The organism is Shewanella sp. ZOR0012 (assembly GCF_000798835.1).
Taxonomy (GTDB): domain Bacteria; phylum Pseudomonadota; class Gammaproteobacteria; order Enterobacterales; family Shewanellaceae; genus Shewanella; species Shewanella xiamenensis.
The window spans coordinates 4,620,423-4,639,151 of sequence record NZ_JTLE01000094.1 but is presented as its reverse complement, the minus strand read 5'-3'; the positions used below and the strand labels follow the sequence as shown (position 1 = coordinate 4,639,151).

The window sequence follows — 18,729 nt, the reverse complement described above, 5'->3', positions numbered from 1 at the left end:
GGCTTGCACGCATACCACCGACGATTCGGTGCCCTTTTAAAGCCACTAAGCCCGCCGCTTCGGCCTCTTTTAAGAAGGCGCCATCGAGGGACTCATCCGCCAGTTGAAAGGTCACGTTCATTTGTGAGCGGTTCGCAGCCACCACACCATTTTTATAGAAAGGATTGGCGTCGATACAGGCATACAGCATTTGCGCTTTTTGCTGATTGATTTTCGCGATACTGGCTACACCACCTAAGGATTTGAGCCAAGCAAACACTTCCGCCGCTAAGTACCAAGCAAAGGTTGGAGGGGTGTTGAACATAGAGTCATGCTCTACCGCTAAACGGTAATCCATGATCGATGATTGGGTTAAACTCGGCAGTTTCAACATATCATCACGCACGATCACGATGGATAAGCCCGAAGGACCAATGTTCTTTTGTGCACCAGCATAGATTAAACCATAACGGCTGACATCAATTTCACGCGACATAATGGTTGACGATAAATCGGCGACAATCGGCCATGGACTGTCTAACTCATCAAAAATTTCGATACCATCAACTGTCTCATTTGGGCAGTAGTGCACATAACGGTAATCAGCATCAATCTTATGCAGTTCAGGCAATACTACCGCATTGAGTCCATTATGTTTTTCAACAATGTTAAGGCTGTCAATTTGTGCGTCGCCCGCCAGCTTTTTTGCTTCGGCTAATGCTGCAGAAGACCATTGACCACTGACTAAATACAGGGCTCGGCCTTGGTTGCCTAAAAAATTATTCACAACGGCAGAGAACTGACCGCGACCACCGCCGTGCATAAACAGCACATGATAGTTTTGTGGAATGTGCATCAGCTCGCGTAAATCCGCCTCAGCTTGCTTGGTCAGCGCGATAAATTCCTTGCCTCTGTGGCTGACTTCCATCACGGAGACACCTAGCCCATTCCAATCGAGTAATTCCTGTTGTGCTTTTTTCATTACCGCTGCGGGTAACATCGCAGGACCTGCACAGAAATTATAAATCGCGCTCACTGCCACTCTCCTTATTTACAAACCATGATATTAGAATTCATAAAATAAAACGTTGCCATGAAAAAAACGAGCGTCCAATTGGACGCTCGTTTTCATACTCTCGAATTAGTCTTCGTCTTGCTCGTCGTCAAGCTCTTCGTCTTCGTCTAATTCTTCTTCCAGTTCATCCTCTAAAGGCTCTTCTTGAACAGAGTCACCTTCAGCGACAACTGGGACGATTGGCATACCGTTTTCATCCAGCTCGACTTCATCTTCGTCGCCTTGGATCTCATCGATACGTTGCAGACCAACCACTTTTTCGTCACTTGCGGTACGGATAATAGTCACACCTTGAGTGTTACGACCGATGATAGACACACCGTTCGCAGGCGTACGGACTAAGGTACCTTTGTCGCTGATCAGCATAATTTCATCATTGCCGCCAACTTGTACCGCGCCAACCACTGCACCGTTACGCTCGCTCACCTTGATCGATACCACACCTTTGGTCGCGCGGCTCTTCGATGGATATTCAGACAGTTCAGTACGTTTACCATAGCCGTTTTCGGTCACGGTTAAGATAGCGCCATCGCCCTTAGGTACGATGAGAGACACTACTTTTTGACCTTCTTCGAGCTTGATACCGCGAACACCGGTCGCGCCGCGACCCATTGGACGCACGCCCTTGAAGTTGATTTGTGGGTTGCCTTCTTCGTCCAGCACTGGGTTGCCGTTTTCATCGAGTACGGCCACTTCTTCGCCTTCTTTAAAGCGAACCACTTTACCTTCATTGGAGAACAACATGATCTCATCATCACCATTGGTGATATCGACACCGATCAGTTGGTCACCGTCTTTCAGGTTAACGGCAATAATGCCGTTTGCACGTGGGTTACTGTAGGCCGTTAGCGCAGTCTTCTTCACGGTACCGTTAGAGGTCGCCATGATGATGTACTTATCTTCTGCGTATTCACGCACCGGCAGAATCGCCGTAATGCGCTCACCATCGGCCAGCGGCAGCAGGTTAACAATCGGACGACCGCGCGATGTACGGCTCGCCAGCGGTAATTGATAGACCTTGAGCCAGTACATCTTACCGAAATCTGAGAAGCACAGAATCGTGTCGTGGGTATTCGCAACCAGCAGTTTTTCAACGAAATCTTCGTCTTTCACTTTAGTTGCGGCTTTACCTTTACCACCACGGCGCTGGGCTTGGTAATCGCTCAGCGGTTGGTACTTGGCGTAACCTAAGTGTGACAGGGTCACAACCACGTCTTCTTCGTTGATTAAGTCTTCAAGACTCATATCAATTTCATTGGCGTTGATGACAGTGCGGCGAGCATCACCGTATTCAGCAAGAATTTCTTCCAGCTCTTCTTTGATGACTTCCATCAAACGCTCAGGGCTGCGCAGAATAAACAGCAGACCCGCGATGAACTCGAGCAGTTCTTCGTATTCGGCGATGATCTTATCGTGCTCAAGACCGGTTAAACGGTGTAAGCGCAGCTCAAGGATTGCCTGAGCCTGTTGCTCAGTCAGGTAATATAAACCATCACGGATACCGAATTCTGGCTCTAACCATTCTGGACGCGCCGCATCGTCACCCGCTTTTTCAAGCATGCCCTGCACATGACCCAGTGCCCAGCCCTGCTCAACCAGTTTGACTTTAGCGTCTGCTGGGGTTGGCGACGCTTTGATCAGCGCAATAATCGGGTCGATGTTAGCAAGCGCGACCGCTAATGCCTCAAGAATATGGGCGCGTTCGCGCGCTTTACGCAGTTCGAATACGGTACGGCGAGTCACCACTTCACGGCGGTGCAGGATAAAGCACTCAAGCATTTCTTTTAAGTTAAACAACTTAGGCTGACCATTGGTCAATGCCACCATGTTGATACCAAAAGAACATTGCATTTGTGTCTGGGCATAGAGGTTGTTCAGGACAACTTCGCCCACTTCGCCGCGTTTGATTTCGATAACGATACGCATACCGTCTTTGTCAGACTCGTCGCGCAGGCCGCTGATGCCTTCAATCTTCTTATCTTTCACTAACTCAGCGATTTTCTCGATGAGTTTCGCCTTGTTCACCTGATAAGGAATTTCGGTGACGATAATGCGTTCACGGCCATTATCTTCGGTTTCGACTTCAGCCAGTGCGCGCATTACTGCACGGCCGCGGCCCGTCTTATATGCATCGATAATGCCTTTACGGCCGTTGATAATCGCCGCCGTTGGGAAGTCTGGGCCAGGAATATGTTCCATCAACTGTTCGATAGACAGCGCAGGATCGGCAATTAGCGCTAAACAGCCCTTAACGACTTCGGTCAAGTTGTGAGGCGGAATGTTAGTCGCCATACCTACCGCAATACCCGATGAACCGTTAATCAACAGGTTAGGTACGCGTGTCGGTAATACCGCAGGAATTTGTTCTGTGCCGTCGTAGTTTGGCACATAGTCAACGGTTTCTTTTTCAAGATCGGCAAGGAGCTGGTGCGCTAACTTATCCATCCGGATTTCGGTATAACGCATTGCCGCGGCAGAGTCACCGTCAACCGAACCGAAGTTTCCTTGACCGTCGACTAAGGTGTAACGCAGTGAGAAAGGCTGAGCCATACGCACGATAGTGTCGTATACCGCCGAGTCACCATGGGGGTGATATTTACCGATCACGTCACCGACCACACGGGCAGACTTTTTGTACGGCTTGTTCCAATCGTTCTTCAATTCACTCATGGCAAACAGCACGCGGCGATGTACAGGCTTAAGGCCATCACGCACGTCTGGTAATGCACGTCCTACGATGACGCTCATGGCGTAATCAAGGTACGAATTCTTTAGTTCGTCTTCGATATTAATTGGCGAAATAGATGATGCCAGATCAGTCATAAACTGCTCGTTCCCCTGAAAATTAGCCGACAACGCATAATCCGTATCATTGAGCGGCCCAAAAACGTGATTTGGCATTCTAACACAGTTATTTAATGTCGCCAGACCTATCCTGCGCGAATTGAGAAGGATGTGGCTTAATAGATGAAAACACTGTCAATTTGCACTTTTAAACCCGATAAAATCGGTTGTTAATGGCGAAATTGAGTCCAAGACTTGATTAATATCCGAGCAGAAAAACCGCTCCGCTTCACAAAGTGTTTAAGAATTAATGATAATTGCTGAAATTTCACTCAACCACAAAGACTTAGAATCAGCCAATACTGTGTTTATCCACCATTGTCGTTATAATAGCCGCACTATTCAGCCGCTTTAGGTAATCGCATGCAACAGAATACCAACGTAGACCCACAGGAAATCGCAAAGTTTGAACGTATGGCCGAAACCTGGTGGGATCTCAATGGCGAGTTTAAACCACTGCATCTATTAAATCCCCTTCGCTTAAACTATATCGATCAAACTGCTGGCGGGATTTTTGGTAAAAAAGTGCTCGACGTCGGTTGCGGCGGTGGCATTTTATCCGAAAGTATGGCGCGCATCGGTGCAGTGGTTGATGGTCTTGATATGGGTGAAGAACCGTTAGAAGTTGCACGCTTGCATGCGCTGGAAACCGGTGTGAGCATCCATTACGTGAAAAACACCGCCGAGGCTCATAGGGAAGATCACCGCGAATACTATGATGTGGTGACCTGCATGGAGATGCTCGAACACGTACCCAATCCCCAATCAGTGATCCAAGCCTGCTGCGATATGGTAAAACCCGGTGGTTTTGTGTTTTTCTCTACAATTAATCGCAATGTTAAATCCTTTGTCGAAACCATTATCGGTGCTGAATATCTACTGAAGATGTTACCGATTGGCACTCATGATCATAATAAGTTTATTAAACCTTCCGAATTGATTGAGTTAGTCGATAACACCGACCTCATCTGCAAAGACGCCCTTGGGATCACTTATAACCCGTTAACAGGGATTTTTAAGTACACATCTAAGGTCGATGTAAACTATATGATTGCAACGCAAAAGGCAGATTAAGATGGGTTTAGCTGAGGTTAAAGGGGTCTTATTCGACCTTGATGGTACCCTTGCCGATACCGCGCCGGATCTGGTTCAGGCCCTTAACCTCAGTTTGTCTGATGTCGGTATTGCAGCAAAACCCTTTGCAGACATGCGTAGCGCCGCCTCCCATGGCAGCTTTGCCTTAGTCGATGCGGCCATTCCAGGCGCAGATGAGGTGCTACGCACCCAAGTCCAGCAAGGACTCCTTGCCCACTATCAAAGGATCAATGGCGACCATTGCCAATTGTTTGAAGGTATTTCCCCACTGCTTGACTGGCTCGAGTTATGCCGCGTGCCATTTGGAGTCATCACCAATAAACCTGCCCGCTTTACTCGTCCCCTGTTACATAAACTTAAGCTCAGCTCGCGTATGCCAGTGATGATCAGCGGCGATTCGACCCGTTACCCTAAGCCCCATACCGCACCTATGCTATTGGGCGCGCAGCAGTTGCAGTGCAAGCCACAGCACATCCTTTATTTAGGCGATGCCGAGCGGGATTTACTCGCAGCCCAAGCGGCGGGCATGCTCGGCGGTGTAGCGCTGTGGGGATATTTGGGCGAGGACGATACACCCGATGCATGGCCTGCCTATGCACAGTTTACGACGCCTTCGAATTTACATTCGGCACTAAGCCAAGCGTTAACAAAATAAGCGCGAATCAGGATTCGTGCTGATAGCTATTAATAGAATTAACGCTATGGGTCAATCCCCGCGATCGTGATCGCTGCTTATTTTAGCGATCGATCACACTGCGGGATCGGAATAAAAATTCGCCATATCAGACGCACGCTAATCTCAATTTGAGCTACAGGGTTAGTCATTACTAACGCATTTTTTTATCCTCAAGATATCCACAAGATACCCCCTAAATTGAGACTTGCAAATAATAGCAAACCTCACTATCTTGTATCTCAGATTATTTAAAACACCATATCTTGTGTATAGGTAGCAATCAGACACACTAGAAGTTCCCCGCTAAATCGACTATTTTCACCATAGTCAACAGTATTAAGGGTTTTCAGGTTGATTGTTTTACAAGGAAACGTACGGTGACTTAGTTCACCTGAACAGATATCAGAACCAAGGCCTCTCTTCAATGAATAGCAATATGACAGTTACAAAACGCTGTGGTGCACGTGAGACAATTGATCTCGACAAAATACACCGCGTAATTACTTGGGCAGCCAAGGGATTAAAAAACGTTTCTGTTTCTGAAGTTGAACTTCGCACGCATTTACAGTTTTTCGATGGGATCCCAACCGAAGCTATCCACGAAACGATCATCAAATCTGCGGCGGATTTAATTTCCCCTGAGTCACCAGATTATCAGTTTCTGGCTGCGCGTTTAGCCGTATTCCATTTGCGTAAGAAGGCTTTTGGTCAGTTCGAGCCGCCCAAGTTATATGACCATGTCACTAAGCTGGTAGAGCTGGGTAAGTATGATATGCATATTCTGCAGGATTACACCCGCGAAGAACTCGATATTATGGATACTTATATCGACCATTGGCGCGATATGAACTTCTCTTACGCAGCCGTTAAACAGCTTGAAGGTAAATATCTGGTTCAAAACCGCGTCACCCACGAGATTTATGAGAGCGCCCAGTTCCTCTATATTCTGGTGGCGGCCTGTTTGTTTGCCCGCTATCCAAAAGCTACGCGTCTGCAATACGTCAAAGATTTTTACGACGCGGTATCGACTTTTAAGATTTCACTGCCAACGCCTATCATGGCGGGAGTGCGTACGCCGACTCGTCAGTTTAGCTCATGCGTACTGATTGAATGTGGCGATAGCTTGGATTCAATCAACGCGACAGCATCATCTATCGTAAAATACGTGAGCCAACGCGCTGGTATCGGTATCAACGCCGGTCGTATCCGTGCATTAGGAAGCCCAATCCGTGGTGGCGAAGCCTTCCACACGGGTTGCTTACCTTTCTACAAGTATTTCCAAACTGCGGTGAAATCGTGCTCGCAAGGCGGCGTGCGCGGCGGTGCAGCTACCCTCTTCTATCCTATTTGGCACTTAGAAGTTGAATCGCTGCTAGTACTGAAAAATAACCGTGGCGTTGAAGATAACCGTATCCGTCATTTAGACTACGGCGTGCAACTGAATAAACTGATGTATCAACGTCTGATCAAAGGCGAAAATATCAGCCTGTTCAGCCCATCGGACGTACCCGGTCTTTACGATGCCTTCTTTGAAGATCAAGCCGAATTTGAGCGTTTATATCTGCAATATGAGCAAGACAGCAGCATTCGCAAGAAGACATTAAAAGCGGTTGAATTATTCTCACTGATGATGCAAGAGCGTGCTTCTACAGGCCGTATCTACATTCAAAACGTGGATCACTGTAACACCCACAGTCCATTTGACTCAAAAGTTGCACCGATCAGACAGTCTAACCTCTGCCTTGAAATCGCTCTGCCGACTAAGCCATTGAATAACATTGACGATCCAAACGGCGAAATCGCTCTTTGTACACTGTCGGCATTAAACCTAGGGACAATTACCGATTTAGCGGAACTGGAGCCATTAGCTGATTTAGCCGTGCGAGCCTTAGATAACCTGCTGGATTACCAAGATTATCCAATCAAAGCGGCGCAAATTTCGTCGATGAACCGTCGTACCTTAGGGATTGGTGTTATCAACTTCGCTAACTATTTAGCGAAGAATGGTATGAAGTACTCCGATGGTAGCGCGAACAATCTGACTCACAAGACCTTTGAAGCGATTCAGTTTTATCTGCTCAAAGCGTCAATGAATCTGGCGAAAGAAAAAGGTGCGTGCCCATTATTTAATGAGACCACTTACGCTCAAGGTATTTTACCTATCGATACCTACAAACGTGACCTAGATAAGATTTGCAGTGAGCCATTGCATTTAGACTGGGAAACACTACGTCAAGATATCAAAGAATACGGTTTACGTAACTCGACATTGTCTGCACTGATGCCGTCTGAGACTTCATCACAGATCTCAAACGCCACCAACGGTATCGAACCGCCACGCGGCTTGATCAGTGTGAAAGCCAGTAAAGATGGCCAGTTAAAGCAAGTGGTACCCGATTTTGATGAACTGAAATACAACTACGAGCTGTTATGGCAAATGCCAAGCAACGAAGGTTACTTACAACTTGTGGGTATCATGCAAAAGTTCGTTGACCAAGCGATTTCGGCCAACACAAACTATGATCCAGCGCGTTTTGAGGGCCGTAAAGTCCCAATGCAGACCCTGCTAAAAGACTTACTCAATGCCTACAAGTTAGGTGTAAAAACGCTGTACTACCATAACACTCGCGATGGTGCATCGGATCAACACGATGACATTACCAACATAGAGAAAGAAGATGACGGCTGTGCTGGCGGCGCTTGCAAAATCTAATCTTCAATGTTAACGGTTGCGGGATCCCAATGGGATCCCGACTTATTGGAATACTCGTACCATGACCTACTCTACTTTTTGCCAAACACCCAACGATGCCACCCGTGAACCCATGTTTTTCGGACAATCGGTAAACGTCGCACGTTATGACCAACAAAAATATGAAGTGTTTGAAAAATTAATTGAAAAGCAGCTGTCTTTCTTCTGGCGCCCAGAGGAAGTCGATGTGAGCCGCGATAAAATCGACTACAACTCACTACCCGATCATGAAAAGCATATTTTTATTTCGAACCTGAAATACCAAACACTGCTCGATTCAATTCAAGGTCGCTCGCCTAACGTAGCTTTTTTGCCATTGGTGTCACTGCCTGAGTTAGAAACCTGGATTGAAACCTGGTCATTCTCCGAGACCATTCATTCGCGCTCATACACTCACATTATTCGCAATATCGTCAACGATCCTTCAGTGATTTTTGACGATATCGTGGTGAACCATGAGATCCTGCGCCGTGCCACAGACATTGCAGAGTTCTACGATCACCTCATCAAATTAACCCAGACATATCATTTACTCGGTGAAGGCACCCATGTGATTGATGGTGAGCCTTTAGAGGTAAATACCCGCACCCTGAAAAAAGCACTGTACCTGTGCATGATGTCAGTTAACGCGCTCGAAGCCATTCGCTTCTACGTGAGCTTTGCCTGCTCATTTGCCTTCGCTGAGCGTAAGCTTATGGAAGGTAACGCGAAAATTATTCGTCTTATCGCCCGTGACGAGGCGCTGCACTTAAACAGCACCCAGCATATCTTAACCATTATGCAGGGCGGCAAAGACGATCCTGAGATGGCCGAGATTGCCGCAGAATGCCAACAGGAAGCCTATAACCTGTTCCTAAAAGCCGCCGAACAAGAAAAAGAATGGGCAAAATACCTGTTCAAAGACGGCTCAATGATCGGTCTAAACGAGCAGATCCTCTGCCAATATGTTGAGTACATTACCAACCAACGGATGAAGTCAGTTAACCTGCCGCTACCTTACGCAGAACAAACTAACCCACTGCCATGGATGAAAAACTGGCTAGAGAGTGACGCAGTGCAAGTGGCCCCACAAGAAGTGGAAGTGTCATCCTATCTGGTCGGCCAAATTGATGCAGCCGTCGACAGTGATGAATTTCTTGATTTCGATCTCTAATCACTTTTGATTGTGAAATGACTAGATTACGAAATGACTAAGTCGAACCAGCTAAAGAGCCATCCATTGAATAATCCCTTTGCCAAGGCGCCCATTGTGCGCCTGCAAGGGCAACCTGTGCTGCTATTTACCCCGCAGCACGGCTCTTTACTGCAAGCTCTTGAGGCCAAAAAAGTCAGAATTTTCTCTGAATGTCGTAGTGGCTTTTGTGGTGCTTGTAAAACAAAAGTGCTTAGTGGTCGTGTCAGCTATTTAACCGAGCCTCTAGCCGATCTCAATGCCGACGAATGTCTGCCCTGCTGCTGTATACCCAGCGAAGATTTAGAACTCGACTTATCGCCCGAAGGCGCTGCCGTGGTGACCTATTCTTGCAACACCCGCGCTCAGTCTACATCTACACGTAAAACCGCCAACCTAAAAGCCGTGCCACAGCAAGAAGTGATCGAAGACTAGCAGAGTCGTCTACTATTGGTTGTTATTGACAAACATCCTCCTGCATAACACCTACTGATTAGCAAAAAACAACATCTTTACAGCTTCCCAAACGCTTTATCGCTCACCCTTGTTAGCTTGCCAAAAGATCATTATGTTATTGCTTTCCACTTATTTTTACTTTGTATTAGGTGGACCAGTTTATGCCAAGGAGAGCTATGGATAAGTTAATCGCAATCAGCTTGCTGCTTGTGTCAATGAGTGCATTTTCGAGTGAAGATAACCTCGTTGCCGAAATGAAAGACATGGATAGTAAGGTATTTGATTCATTTAATCGTTGTGCCGATGAGCAACAACTCAAGCTGCACGAAAGTTACTTTGCAGATAAGGTCGAGTTTTACCATGACAACGGTGGTGTCACTTGGGATCGCCAGTCGATGATCAACAACACTAAAAACTATGCCTGTGGTAAATACACCCGCTCACTGGTTGAAGAGAGCTTTCAAGCCTATCCCATCAAGGACTTTGGCGCGATAACAGAGGGTGTACATAAATTTTGCAGCCAAGAAACTGGCAGTTGTGACGGCAAAGCCAAATTTTTAATGGTCTGGCAACACACCAATGGCCAGTGGCAAGTCACTAGAGTCGTCAGTTATGGGCATTTACCCAACTAAGCAAATGGCCCACTCATATAGATAAGCGCTTATCTTCATATCAATCAACAAATAAGCCTGAGTCTGACTCAGGCATTTTTTAGGATAAACCGCTTAAAACTACAGCAGCATAGCAAGCTCGGCGCCTTGACGAATGGCCCGTTTTGCATCCAGCTCAGCGGCAACATCAACACCCCCAATCAAATGCACAGGAATGCCCGTTGCTTTCATCTCATCGACTAAGGTGCGATTTGATTCTTGTCCGGCGCAGAGGATAACATTATCCACGGCCAATACTTCAGTTTGCTCACCAACCCGAATATGTAGGCCCGCGTCATCAAACTTTTCATAGTTGACGCCGGTTTTCATCTTCACATCATGCTGTTTTAACACTAAACGGTGGATCCAACCGGTGGTTTTACCTAAGCCTTGGCCCATCTTTGAAGTCTTGCGTTGCAGCAAATAAACTTGTCTGTGATCGCTATTATCGACTTCAGGCTCGGCTAACCCACCCGCATGCTGATATTGCTTGTCTATACCCCACTGCTTTAACCATTTTTCAGGATTGAGGGTGCTAGACTCAGATTCGCAGAGGTAATGCGCCATATCAAAGCCAATACCGCCAGCACCAATCAGCGCGACTTTGTCACCAATCGCAGTTTGGCCCGTCAGTACCTGCTGATAATCGACCACTTTGGGGCTATCAAATCCTGGCAAGCTCAACTCGCGCGGGACCACGCCGGAAGCAATAACAATTTCATCAAACGTTTCGGTTTCCAGTACCTTAGCATCCAAGCGGGTATTTAAGCGCAGATCAATTTTATACAGTTTAATTTGATTGAGGAAATAACGAATTGTCTCGTTAAACTCTTCTTTTCCTGGGATTTTACGTGCCAGATTAAACTGACCACCCACCTCAGATTTCGCCTCAAAAAGCACGACTTCATGACCACGCATCGCTGCATACACCGAAAATGCCATGCCTGCGGGACCCGCGCCCATCACTGCAATTCGCTTCTTTTTATTGGTAGGTAAAAAGTTAATTTCGGTCTCGTAACAGGCACGAGGGTTGACCAAGCAGGTGGCACGTTTCAGAGAGAAGGTATGATCTAAACAGGCCTGATTACAACCAATACAGGTATTAATCAGCTCTGGCGTATTGGCCGCCGCTTTATTCACAAACTCAGGATCAGCTAGGAACGGCCTCGCCATAGATACCATGTCCGCTTGACCAGAGGCGATGATTTGCTCGCCAATCTCAGGCGTATTAATACGATTTGTGGCAATCAAGGGCACTGAAACCGATTTTTTAAGTTTTTCAGTCACCCAAGCAAAGGCGCCGCGGGGCACACTGGTCGCAATAGTTGGCACGCGGGCCTCATGCCAGCCAATCCCAGTATTGATAATCGACACTCCCGCATGTTCAAGCCATTTGGCCAGTTGCACAACTTCATCCCAGGTGGAGCCGTTATCGACCAAGTCGAGCATGGATAAGCGGAAAATAATGATGAAGTCTTTGCCCACTTTGGCGCGAATGGCATTCACAATTTCAATTGGGAATTGTGCGCGTTTTTCAAAACTACCGCCCCATTCATCGGTGCGCGTATTGGTCCGGGAACTGATAAATTGGTTGATCAAATACCCCTCAGAGCCCATCACTTCAACGCCATCGTACCCTGCTCTTTTTGCTAAGGCGGCAGAACTGGCGTAATCCTTAATGGTGGCGCGTACTTGACGGCTCGACATGGCAGAAGGCGTAAAGGGAGTAATCGGCGATTTGATTTTACTCGGTGCCTGCGAAAAAGGATGATAACCATAGCGGCCAGCATGCAGGATTTGCATACAGATTTTACCTCCGGCTTCATGCACCGCTTGAGTCACAATGCGGTGCTTGCCCACTTGCCAGGGGAAACTCAACTGACAAGCATGGGGAGTCAATCGACCACGTAGGTTTGGTGAAATTCCGCCAGTGACGATCAATCCTACACCGCCCAACGCGCGCTCTTTATAAAACGCTGCCAGTTTCTCAAATCCGCCCTTTTCTTCTTCTAACCCCGTGTGCATGGAGCCCATCAACACACGGTTTTTGAGCTGGGTAAATCCCAGATCTAAGGGTTCTAATAAATGGGGAAACGACATTCAAACATCCTTTTTAAACAAGTGATTTAAATGAGCATACCTTGAGTCAAATGTAAGCTCAACTGTTGCTAACGGGTTAAAAGTTAAAAACCTTTACAATTGTGTTTAGCCAGTGAAGAGATTTTCAGTTAGCATTGGCACATTCGATATGCAAAGGAGTGGCTAATGTCCGCTAACCCATCGTTTTTCAAGAGAATATGCTTATTCATTTGGAACGCCCTTAACGGGATCCGTAAATTCATACTTAACCTGATCTTTTTTGGCCTCCTCGCCATGATTCTGATTGTCATTGGCAGTAGTGAAGATATTCAGGTCGAAGATAATTCGGCACTGGTACTTAATCTTGCGGGATCGATTGTTGATCAAAAACAACAGGTCGACCCGCTTGAAGCCGCACTCAAGCAAGGTAATAACGGCAGCAGCGATGGCGAAATCCTACTGGCGGATATTATCTATGTGATTGATAATGCGGCGCACGATAACAGGATCAGCACTATAGTCTTAGACTTGGCAGAGCTAAAACGTGCGGGGATCAGCAAATTACAATCCATTGGCGACGCCTTAAATCGTTTTAAAGAAAGCGGCAAAAAGGTCGTAGCGATTGGTAACTATTACGAACAAAACCAATATTTTCTTGCCAGTTTTGCCGATACCATCTATCTCAACCCTCAAGGTAGCGTCTCACTTGAGGGATTAAGTATGTATAACCAATACTTCAAATCCGCCCTCGAAAAACTCAAGATAAAAGCACATATTTTCCGTGTTGGGACGTTTAAATCCGCAGTAGAACCTTATATGCGTGACGATATGTCAGATGCGGCCAGAGAGGCTAGCAGCGTCCTACTTGCTGATGTTTGGCAAAGTTACACTCAAACGGTGGCGACAAATCGCCAAATTGATAGCAAAGCCTTGGTTTTGGACTCGGCAAATTACCTCGCGCAACTCGATAAGGCTGAGGGCGATTCTGCGACTATGGCCCTCAATATGAAATGGGTCGATACCCTAGCGACCGATGAAGATTTCCGCAAAGTTATGCTTGAGACCGTGGGTAAAGAAAAGTCGGGTGACAGCTTTAAGCAAGTCAGCTTTTACGACTATTTAACCCTAGTGACACCTTTACCAAGCTTTGTTGAGCAAGACAGTGTTGGTATTATCGTTGCCAGCGGCACCATTTTAAATGGCAGCCAACCCGCCGGGCAGATTGGTGGCGATAGCACGGCTGAACTCATTCGTAAGGCGCGATTTGATAAACATATTAAAGCGCTGGTGTTACGAGTTGACAGCCCTGGCGGTAGCGCCTTTGCCTCGGAGCAAATCCGCCAAGAATTACTCGCCCTCAAAGCGACGGGTAAACCTGTGGTGGTCAGTATGGGTAGCCTTGCGGCATCCGGCGGTTATTGGATTTCGGCCAGCGCCGATTATATCTTCGCGACACCAACAACACTGACGGGCTCTATCGGCATCTTCGGGATGATCACCACCTTCGAAGATTCACTCGCCAGTTTAGGCATCCATACCGACGGCGTATCAACCTCTGAATGGGCGGGTTTATCAGTCACGCGCACCCTCTCGCCACAAATAGAGTCGGTTATCCAGCGCCATATCGAACGTGGCTATTTAGACTTTATCTCACTGGTCGCTAAGGAACGTAACATGACCTTAGAACAAGTGGATAGCATCGCCCAAGGCCGTGTGTGGAGTGGTAAAAAAGCCCTAGAGTTAGGTTTAGTGGACGAGCTTGGCGATATCGACCAAGCAGTCGCCAAAGCCGCTAAACTGGCGGATTTAAGCCTGTTCGATACCCGTGTGATTGAGCAAGAGCTCACACCTGAGCAGCGTTTTGTGCAGCAAATGTTTGCCTCTGTGTCGGCTTATTTACCCGCTTCACTCAGCCATTCAACGCTGCTTGAGCAAATGCTGAGCCAATGGACCGGTAGCTTAAAGACTATAGCGGCCTTTAACGACCCTAACCATGTGTATGTATATTGTGACAGCTGTGCGATCAACTAGCGCAGACTCAAGATGAAAGACACAAAAGCCCGATACCTCGGGCTTTTTTATTGGGTTTATGTCAGCAAAATCGTATAATTAGCCCACGTGAAGCTAAGATAACGACAAGAATGACTAAACGCTCCATTTATGTCGCCTACACGGGCGGCACCATAGGCATGCAAAAAACCGATAATGGCTTTGCACCAGTAGCAGGATTTTTGACCCAATGCGTCCAATCCATGCCCGAGTTTTACCATGCTGAAATGCCTGAGTTTGTGATCCACGAGTACTGCCCGCTCATCGACTCATCAAACATGGCACCGACCGACTGGCAAATGATTGCCGATGATATCAAAGCCAATTATGACAAGTACGATGGCTTTGTGATCCTCCACGGCACTGATACCATGGCCTATACTGCATCGGCCTTATCCTTTATGCTTCAAGGCCTGTCAAAGCCTGTTATTGTCACCGGCTCACAAATCCCCTTGGCGCAGTTGCGTTCCGACGGCCAAACCAACCTACTCAACTCTTTGTATATCGCTGCTAATTATCCAGTGGCTGAGGTTTGCTTATTCTTTAATAACAAACTATTTCGTGGCAATCGTTCCACCAAAGCCCATGCCGACGGCTTCGATGCCTTTGCCTCACCAAACTTCCCCTTACTGCTTGAAGCGGGGATCAAAATTAATCTGCGCGCAGGTAAAATTGCCACGCCAAGCGATAAACCGTTAGAAGTCGCTAATATAAGCCCTCAGCCTGTCGGTGTGGTCACCCTCTACCCAGGTATCTCCACGCAGATTTTTGAGAATATTCTACAGCAACCCGTTAAGGCGCTCATTTTACTGACCTTTGGTGTAGGGAATGCACCGCAAGATACGGCATTACTCGATACCCTAAAGCAAGCGGATGAGCGGGGAATTGTGTTAGTGAACCTGACTCAGTGTTTCCAAGGCAAGGTGAATATGGGCGGTTATGCAACGGGAAATGCCCTCGCTAAAGCAGGCGTGATCAGTGGCGCAGATATGACCATTGAGGCTGCATTGGCTAAGTTGCATTATCTGCTGTCGAAAAACTTAAAGCCGAGCGAAATTAAGGCTGCTATGTTACAAAACTTAGTTGGTGAGCTCAGCCCCGATTAAGGATCGCAACTTTGCGTATTAAAAAGCCCACATTAGTGGGCTTTTTACTACGTTGCGTCAACTGAGATTACAGGTCGTCAGCTTTAAACTCGGCTATCGACTCGCCACGGAATTGTTTCTTCAACTCCGCCTTTGACAGCTCATTTAATTTTCCGCCGGCACCTATGGTGAAATGCTCCGTTTGATCTAAGCGGCGCGCCTGATAGAGCATCACCACTTGAAGAGTCGATTCACGCTGGGCTTCGGTCAATACTGTGCCATCTTCCCATTTGCCTAATTCAGCAGCGCTACGCAGCCTTTCATAGACTTCTTCAGGCATTTGGTCGATTACTTGATTAATGTCGGTCATACACTCTTTCGCTTATGTAATACGATTCTAACGCGGGTAATTAAATAGCCCACAAAACCAAAGACAAAACAGATGGCACCAATGGTCGCGCGTACGCCTTCGGCGGGCTCTCCACCCCAAAACCAAATCACCACCCCCGCAATAAACAGCGTCATGGCAACAAAGCTTTGGTTCATTAAGCTGCTGGATTTTTGGATATGACTGATCCGTACGAGCGAGCTATTATCACCATTGGTTTTTGCCTCACAATGCGGGCAAGCTGGCGCCTTGCTCGACATCCGTTTACGGCAGATTGGACATTCGATTAATGCCATAGTCACACCTATCTTAACTTATCAACCACGGCGAGCATGGCAATCAATGACGCTTCGCCTAAATAAATACTGCGCTCAGGTGACCAACCCACAAACGGATCCTGCAGGTTGTTGTTGTCTTTAAAAGGCATTTCTAAGGTGTTCGACAAGCAATCGAAGGTTTGCGCCACCCAATTAGACGCCACGGTCAAGTTGGCTTGACCAGGCTCGTCTTTAGCGTACCCAAACTCGGTTTGGAAATCGGCACTGGCTAAGGTTAATGCCTGACTAAAGTCCGCTTGCAGCTGCGCCAATCGCTCATTGTAAGCTGGTACCCCCTCACAACCCGCGAGGAAAACATAGGGAAGACCTTCATCACCATGGACATCGTAAAATAAATCTACGCCCGTTTGCTGCATCTTATGCACTACATGGTAGACCTCAGGGCTTCTTTCTAAGCTCGGGGTTTGCCATTCACGGTTAAGGTTAACCCCAATCGCATTGGTACGCAGATGGCCTCTTACGCTGCCATCTGGGTTCATATTAGGCACAATGTAGAAGTTCGCTTTATCGAGCAGTGCTTTTGCGGTTGGACAATCATTATCCAGCAGACGATTCACTAAGCCTTCGACTAACCATTCCGCCATGGTCTCACCGGGATGTTGCCTTGCGGTGATCCAAATATTGCGTTTATCAGGATTGCCATCGCCCACTTTCATCAGGGTAATATCACGTCCATCTAAGGTCAGACCTAAATGCTCAAGATTTACATCGGGATGCAATTGTGCGTTGCTGAGAAGATCTAAATGACGCTCGTAGCTGTAGGGCGCAAAGTAGGCGATTTGAATCGCATCACAATCAAGTTCAAGCTGGATAATGAGTTTGCCATCAATATATTGAGTTGGTACACGGAACCAATGCTGACGATCGTAACTGGCGACTGCGTGGTAATCCTGCCAGCCCTTAGGATAGGAAGCGGTGCCCGCATTGATAATATTTAAGGTGTACTGGTTTCCCACCTCACCTTCGAATCGGAAGTTGAACCATTGATAAAACTCACCGCCCGCATCGGGACGGATTGCCAGTTGAATATCGTCTTTATTATCAAGATTAATGACTTGGATATTTCCGCCATCAAAATTGGCACTGATCCGCATACTGATTCCTACTTAGTTATTCATGTGAGGGTAATGATGCTGAATGCGCATCTACTATAATGCCCGTTAGAATAAACCAAATCCGTATCTGGGGAAAATGAAAGCGACTAAAATTGCCTAAGAAGCCATCAGTCGCGCTTTAATTAATCAGTGCCTAGGGCAAATTCATTTACATCATCATTTAAGCGCTAAAGCTATATCCTTGACCGCGCACAGTATTGATTAAGGTACGCGGTAAGCGAGTATTAGCGAGTTTTCGCCGAGTATTACTGATATGCATATCTAAATTACGATCAAACCGCCCTAAGTCCTTCTGCAAAACTGACTTTTGCAGCTCTTGCTTAGTGATCACTTGCCCTTTTCGTTCAAACAGGTACTTAAATAACCTAAACTCAGTTTGGGTTAACTCCACAGCATGCTTGTCGATGGTTATCCTGTAGGCGGTTTCGTCAAACTTAATCGATTGAATGGCTGCGGTTTGATCTATCGCCATTAGTGGCTTATGCCGCTGCACTAACCGTCGCTCAATCGCCTGCAAACGTACCAATAACTCTTTAATACTAAAGGGTTTAGCTAAGAAGTCATCCGCACCGAGTTCATAGCTTCTGATCCTGTCTTCTTCATTATCGCGGGCTGACAACATCATTATCGGCGTCAAACAATCCCTTGCCTGTAAAAGCTCAAAACCATCCATTTGCGGCATCACCAGATCGAGCATAACAATCTCGGGCGCAAAGGAGCGAATGCGTGAAAGCCCATCAACACCGTTAACGGCACATTCAACCTCATGTCCTTGTGCTCGGAGCACATCAGTTAACCACACTCGGAATAATGGATCATCATCGACTAACAGTATTCTACTCATTTCAAAAACACCAAACGATAATCAATATCATTTATGTTACCATGCCCAGATGTTTGGCTCTAGTATAAGAAGAAGATTAAAAATCAGTATTTACTTAATTGTGATCAAGTTGGCAGCGATAGATAACGCTTGT

At 46.9% G+C, this 18,729-nt stretch carries 15 protein-coding genes; 8 read left to right on the top strand and 7 right to left on the bottom strand.

The annotated features are described in order from the left end of the window. Both serC and gyrA read right to left on the bottom strand, forming a co-directional pair. Positions 1-1,015, bottom strand: a 1,015-nt coding sequence (gene serC, locus L976_RS21970) for a 3-phosphoserine/phosphohydroxythreonine transaminase (RefSeq protein WP_047540904.1), incomplete at its 3' end; no start/stop codon positions are given. 105 nt (positions 1,016-1,120) lie between these two features. Beyond that, positions 1,121-3,877, bottom strand: a complete 2,757-nt coding sequence (gene gyrA, locus L976_RS21965) for a DNA gyrase subunit A (protein WP_047540902.1) — start codon at positions 3,875-3,877, stop codon at positions 1,121-1,123. Between the two features lie 384 nt (positions 3,878-4,261). Between gyrA and ubiG the strand changes: the two genes are divergently transcribed. From ubiG to L976_RS21935, 6 genes are all read left to right on the top strand, one after another. Further along, positions 4,262-4,972, top strand: a complete 711-nt coding sequence (ubiG, locus tag L976_RS21960; RefSeq protein ID WP_047540023.1) for a bifunctional 2-polyprenyl-6-hydroxyphenol methylase/3-demethylubiquinol 3-O-methyltransferase UbiG — start codon at positions 4,262-4,264, stop codon at positions 4,970-4,972. A gap of 1 nt (position 4,973) precedes the next feature. Then, complete coding sequence (locus L976_RS21955) at positions 4,974-5,648, top strand: HAD family hydrolase (RefSeq protein WP_047540021.1); 675 nt, start codon at positions 4,974-4,976, stop codon at positions 5,646-5,648. Positions 5,649-6,093: 445 nt separating this feature from the next. After that, the gene (gene nrdA / locus L976_RS21950; protein WP_047540019.1) at positions 6,094-8,382 is read left to right on the top strand and encodes a class 1a ribonucleoside-diphosphate reductase subunit alpha; all 2,289 of its coding nucleotides are present in this window, start codon (positions 6,094-6,096) and stop codon (positions 8,380-8,382) included. A gap of 61 nt (positions 8,383-8,443) precedes the next feature. Beyond that, positions 8,444-9,574, top strand: coding sequence for a class Ia ribonucleoside-diphosphate reductase subunit beta (nrdB, locus tag L976_RS21945; protein ID WP_037418877.1), 1,131 nt, complete (start codon positions 8,444-8,446; stop codon positions 9,572-9,574). Between the two features lie 33 nt (positions 9,575-9,607). After that, on the top strand, positions 9,608-10,027 hold the full coding sequence (yfaE, locus tag L976_RS21940; RefSeq protein WP_047540017.1) for a class I ribonucleotide reductase maintenance protein YfaE: 420 nt from the start codon (positions 9,608-9,610) through the stop codon (positions 10,025-10,027). A 197-nt stretch (positions 10,028-10,224) separates the two neighbouring features. Then, a complete protein-coding gene (locus L976_RS21935; RefSeq protein WP_231570537.1) occupies positions 10,225-10,680 on the top strand; it encodes a nuclear transport factor 2 family protein in 456 nt (151 codons plus the stop codon). A gap of 99 nt (positions 10,681-10,779) precedes the next feature. On the opposite strand, the gene L976_RS21930 is transcribed toward L976_RS21935, so the two are convergent. Next, on the bottom strand, positions 10,780-12,798 hold the full coding sequence (locus tag L976_RS21930) for an oxidoreductase (protein ID WP_047540012.1): 2,019 nt from the start codon (positions 12,796-12,798) through the stop codon (positions 10,780-10,782). Between the two features lie 165 nt (positions 12,799-12,963). Here L976_RS21930 and sppA point away from each other — a divergent pair, with 165 nt between their 5' ends. Both sppA and ansA read left to right on the top strand, forming a co-directional pair. After that, complete coding sequence (gene sppA, locus L976_RS21925) at positions 12,964-14,808, top strand: signal peptide peptidase SppA (protein WP_047540010.1); 1,845 nt, start codon at positions 12,964-12,966, stop codon at positions 14,806-14,808. Between the two features lie 110 nt (positions 14,809-14,918). Beyond that, complete coding sequence (ansA, locus tag L976_RS21920; protein ID WP_037418865.1) at positions 14,919-15,932, top strand: asparaginase; 1,014 nt, start codon at positions 14,919-14,921, stop codon at positions 15,930-15,932. 67 nt (positions 15,933-15,999) lie between these two features. Here the strand turns inward: ansA and L976_RS21915 are convergent, their stop codons facing one another. From L976_RS21915 to L976_RS21900, 4 genes are all read right to left on the bottom strand, one after another. After that, the gene (locus tag L976_RS21915) at positions 16,000-16,281 is read right to left on the bottom strand and encodes a YeaC family protein (protein WP_037418861.1); all 282 of its coding nucleotides are present in this window, start codon (positions 16,279-16,281) and stop codon (positions 16,000-16,002) included. After that, on the bottom strand, positions 16,278-16,595 hold the full coding sequence (locus L976_RS21910) for a hypothetical protein (RefSeq protein WP_037418858.1): 318 nt from the start codon (positions 16,593-16,595) through the stop codon (positions 16,278-16,280). Before L976_RS21910 ends, L976_RS21915 begins: the two co-directional genes overlap by 4 nt. 8 nt (positions 16,596-16,603) lie before the next feature. Next, positions 16,604-17,731 carry a M14 family metallopeptidase gene (locus L976_RS21905; protein WP_047540009.1) on the bottom strand — a complete coding sequence of 376 codons (1,128 nt, stop codon included), beginning with the start codon at positions 17,729-17,731 and terminating at the stop codon, positions 16,604-16,606. A 181-nt stretch (positions 17,732-17,912) separates the two neighbouring features. Further along, a complete protein-coding gene (locus tag L976_RS21900) occupies positions 17,913-18,596 on the bottom strand; it encodes a response regulator transcription factor (RefSeq protein WP_037419044.1) in 684 nt (227 codons plus the stop codon). Positions 18,597-18,729: the final 133 nt, after the last annotated feature.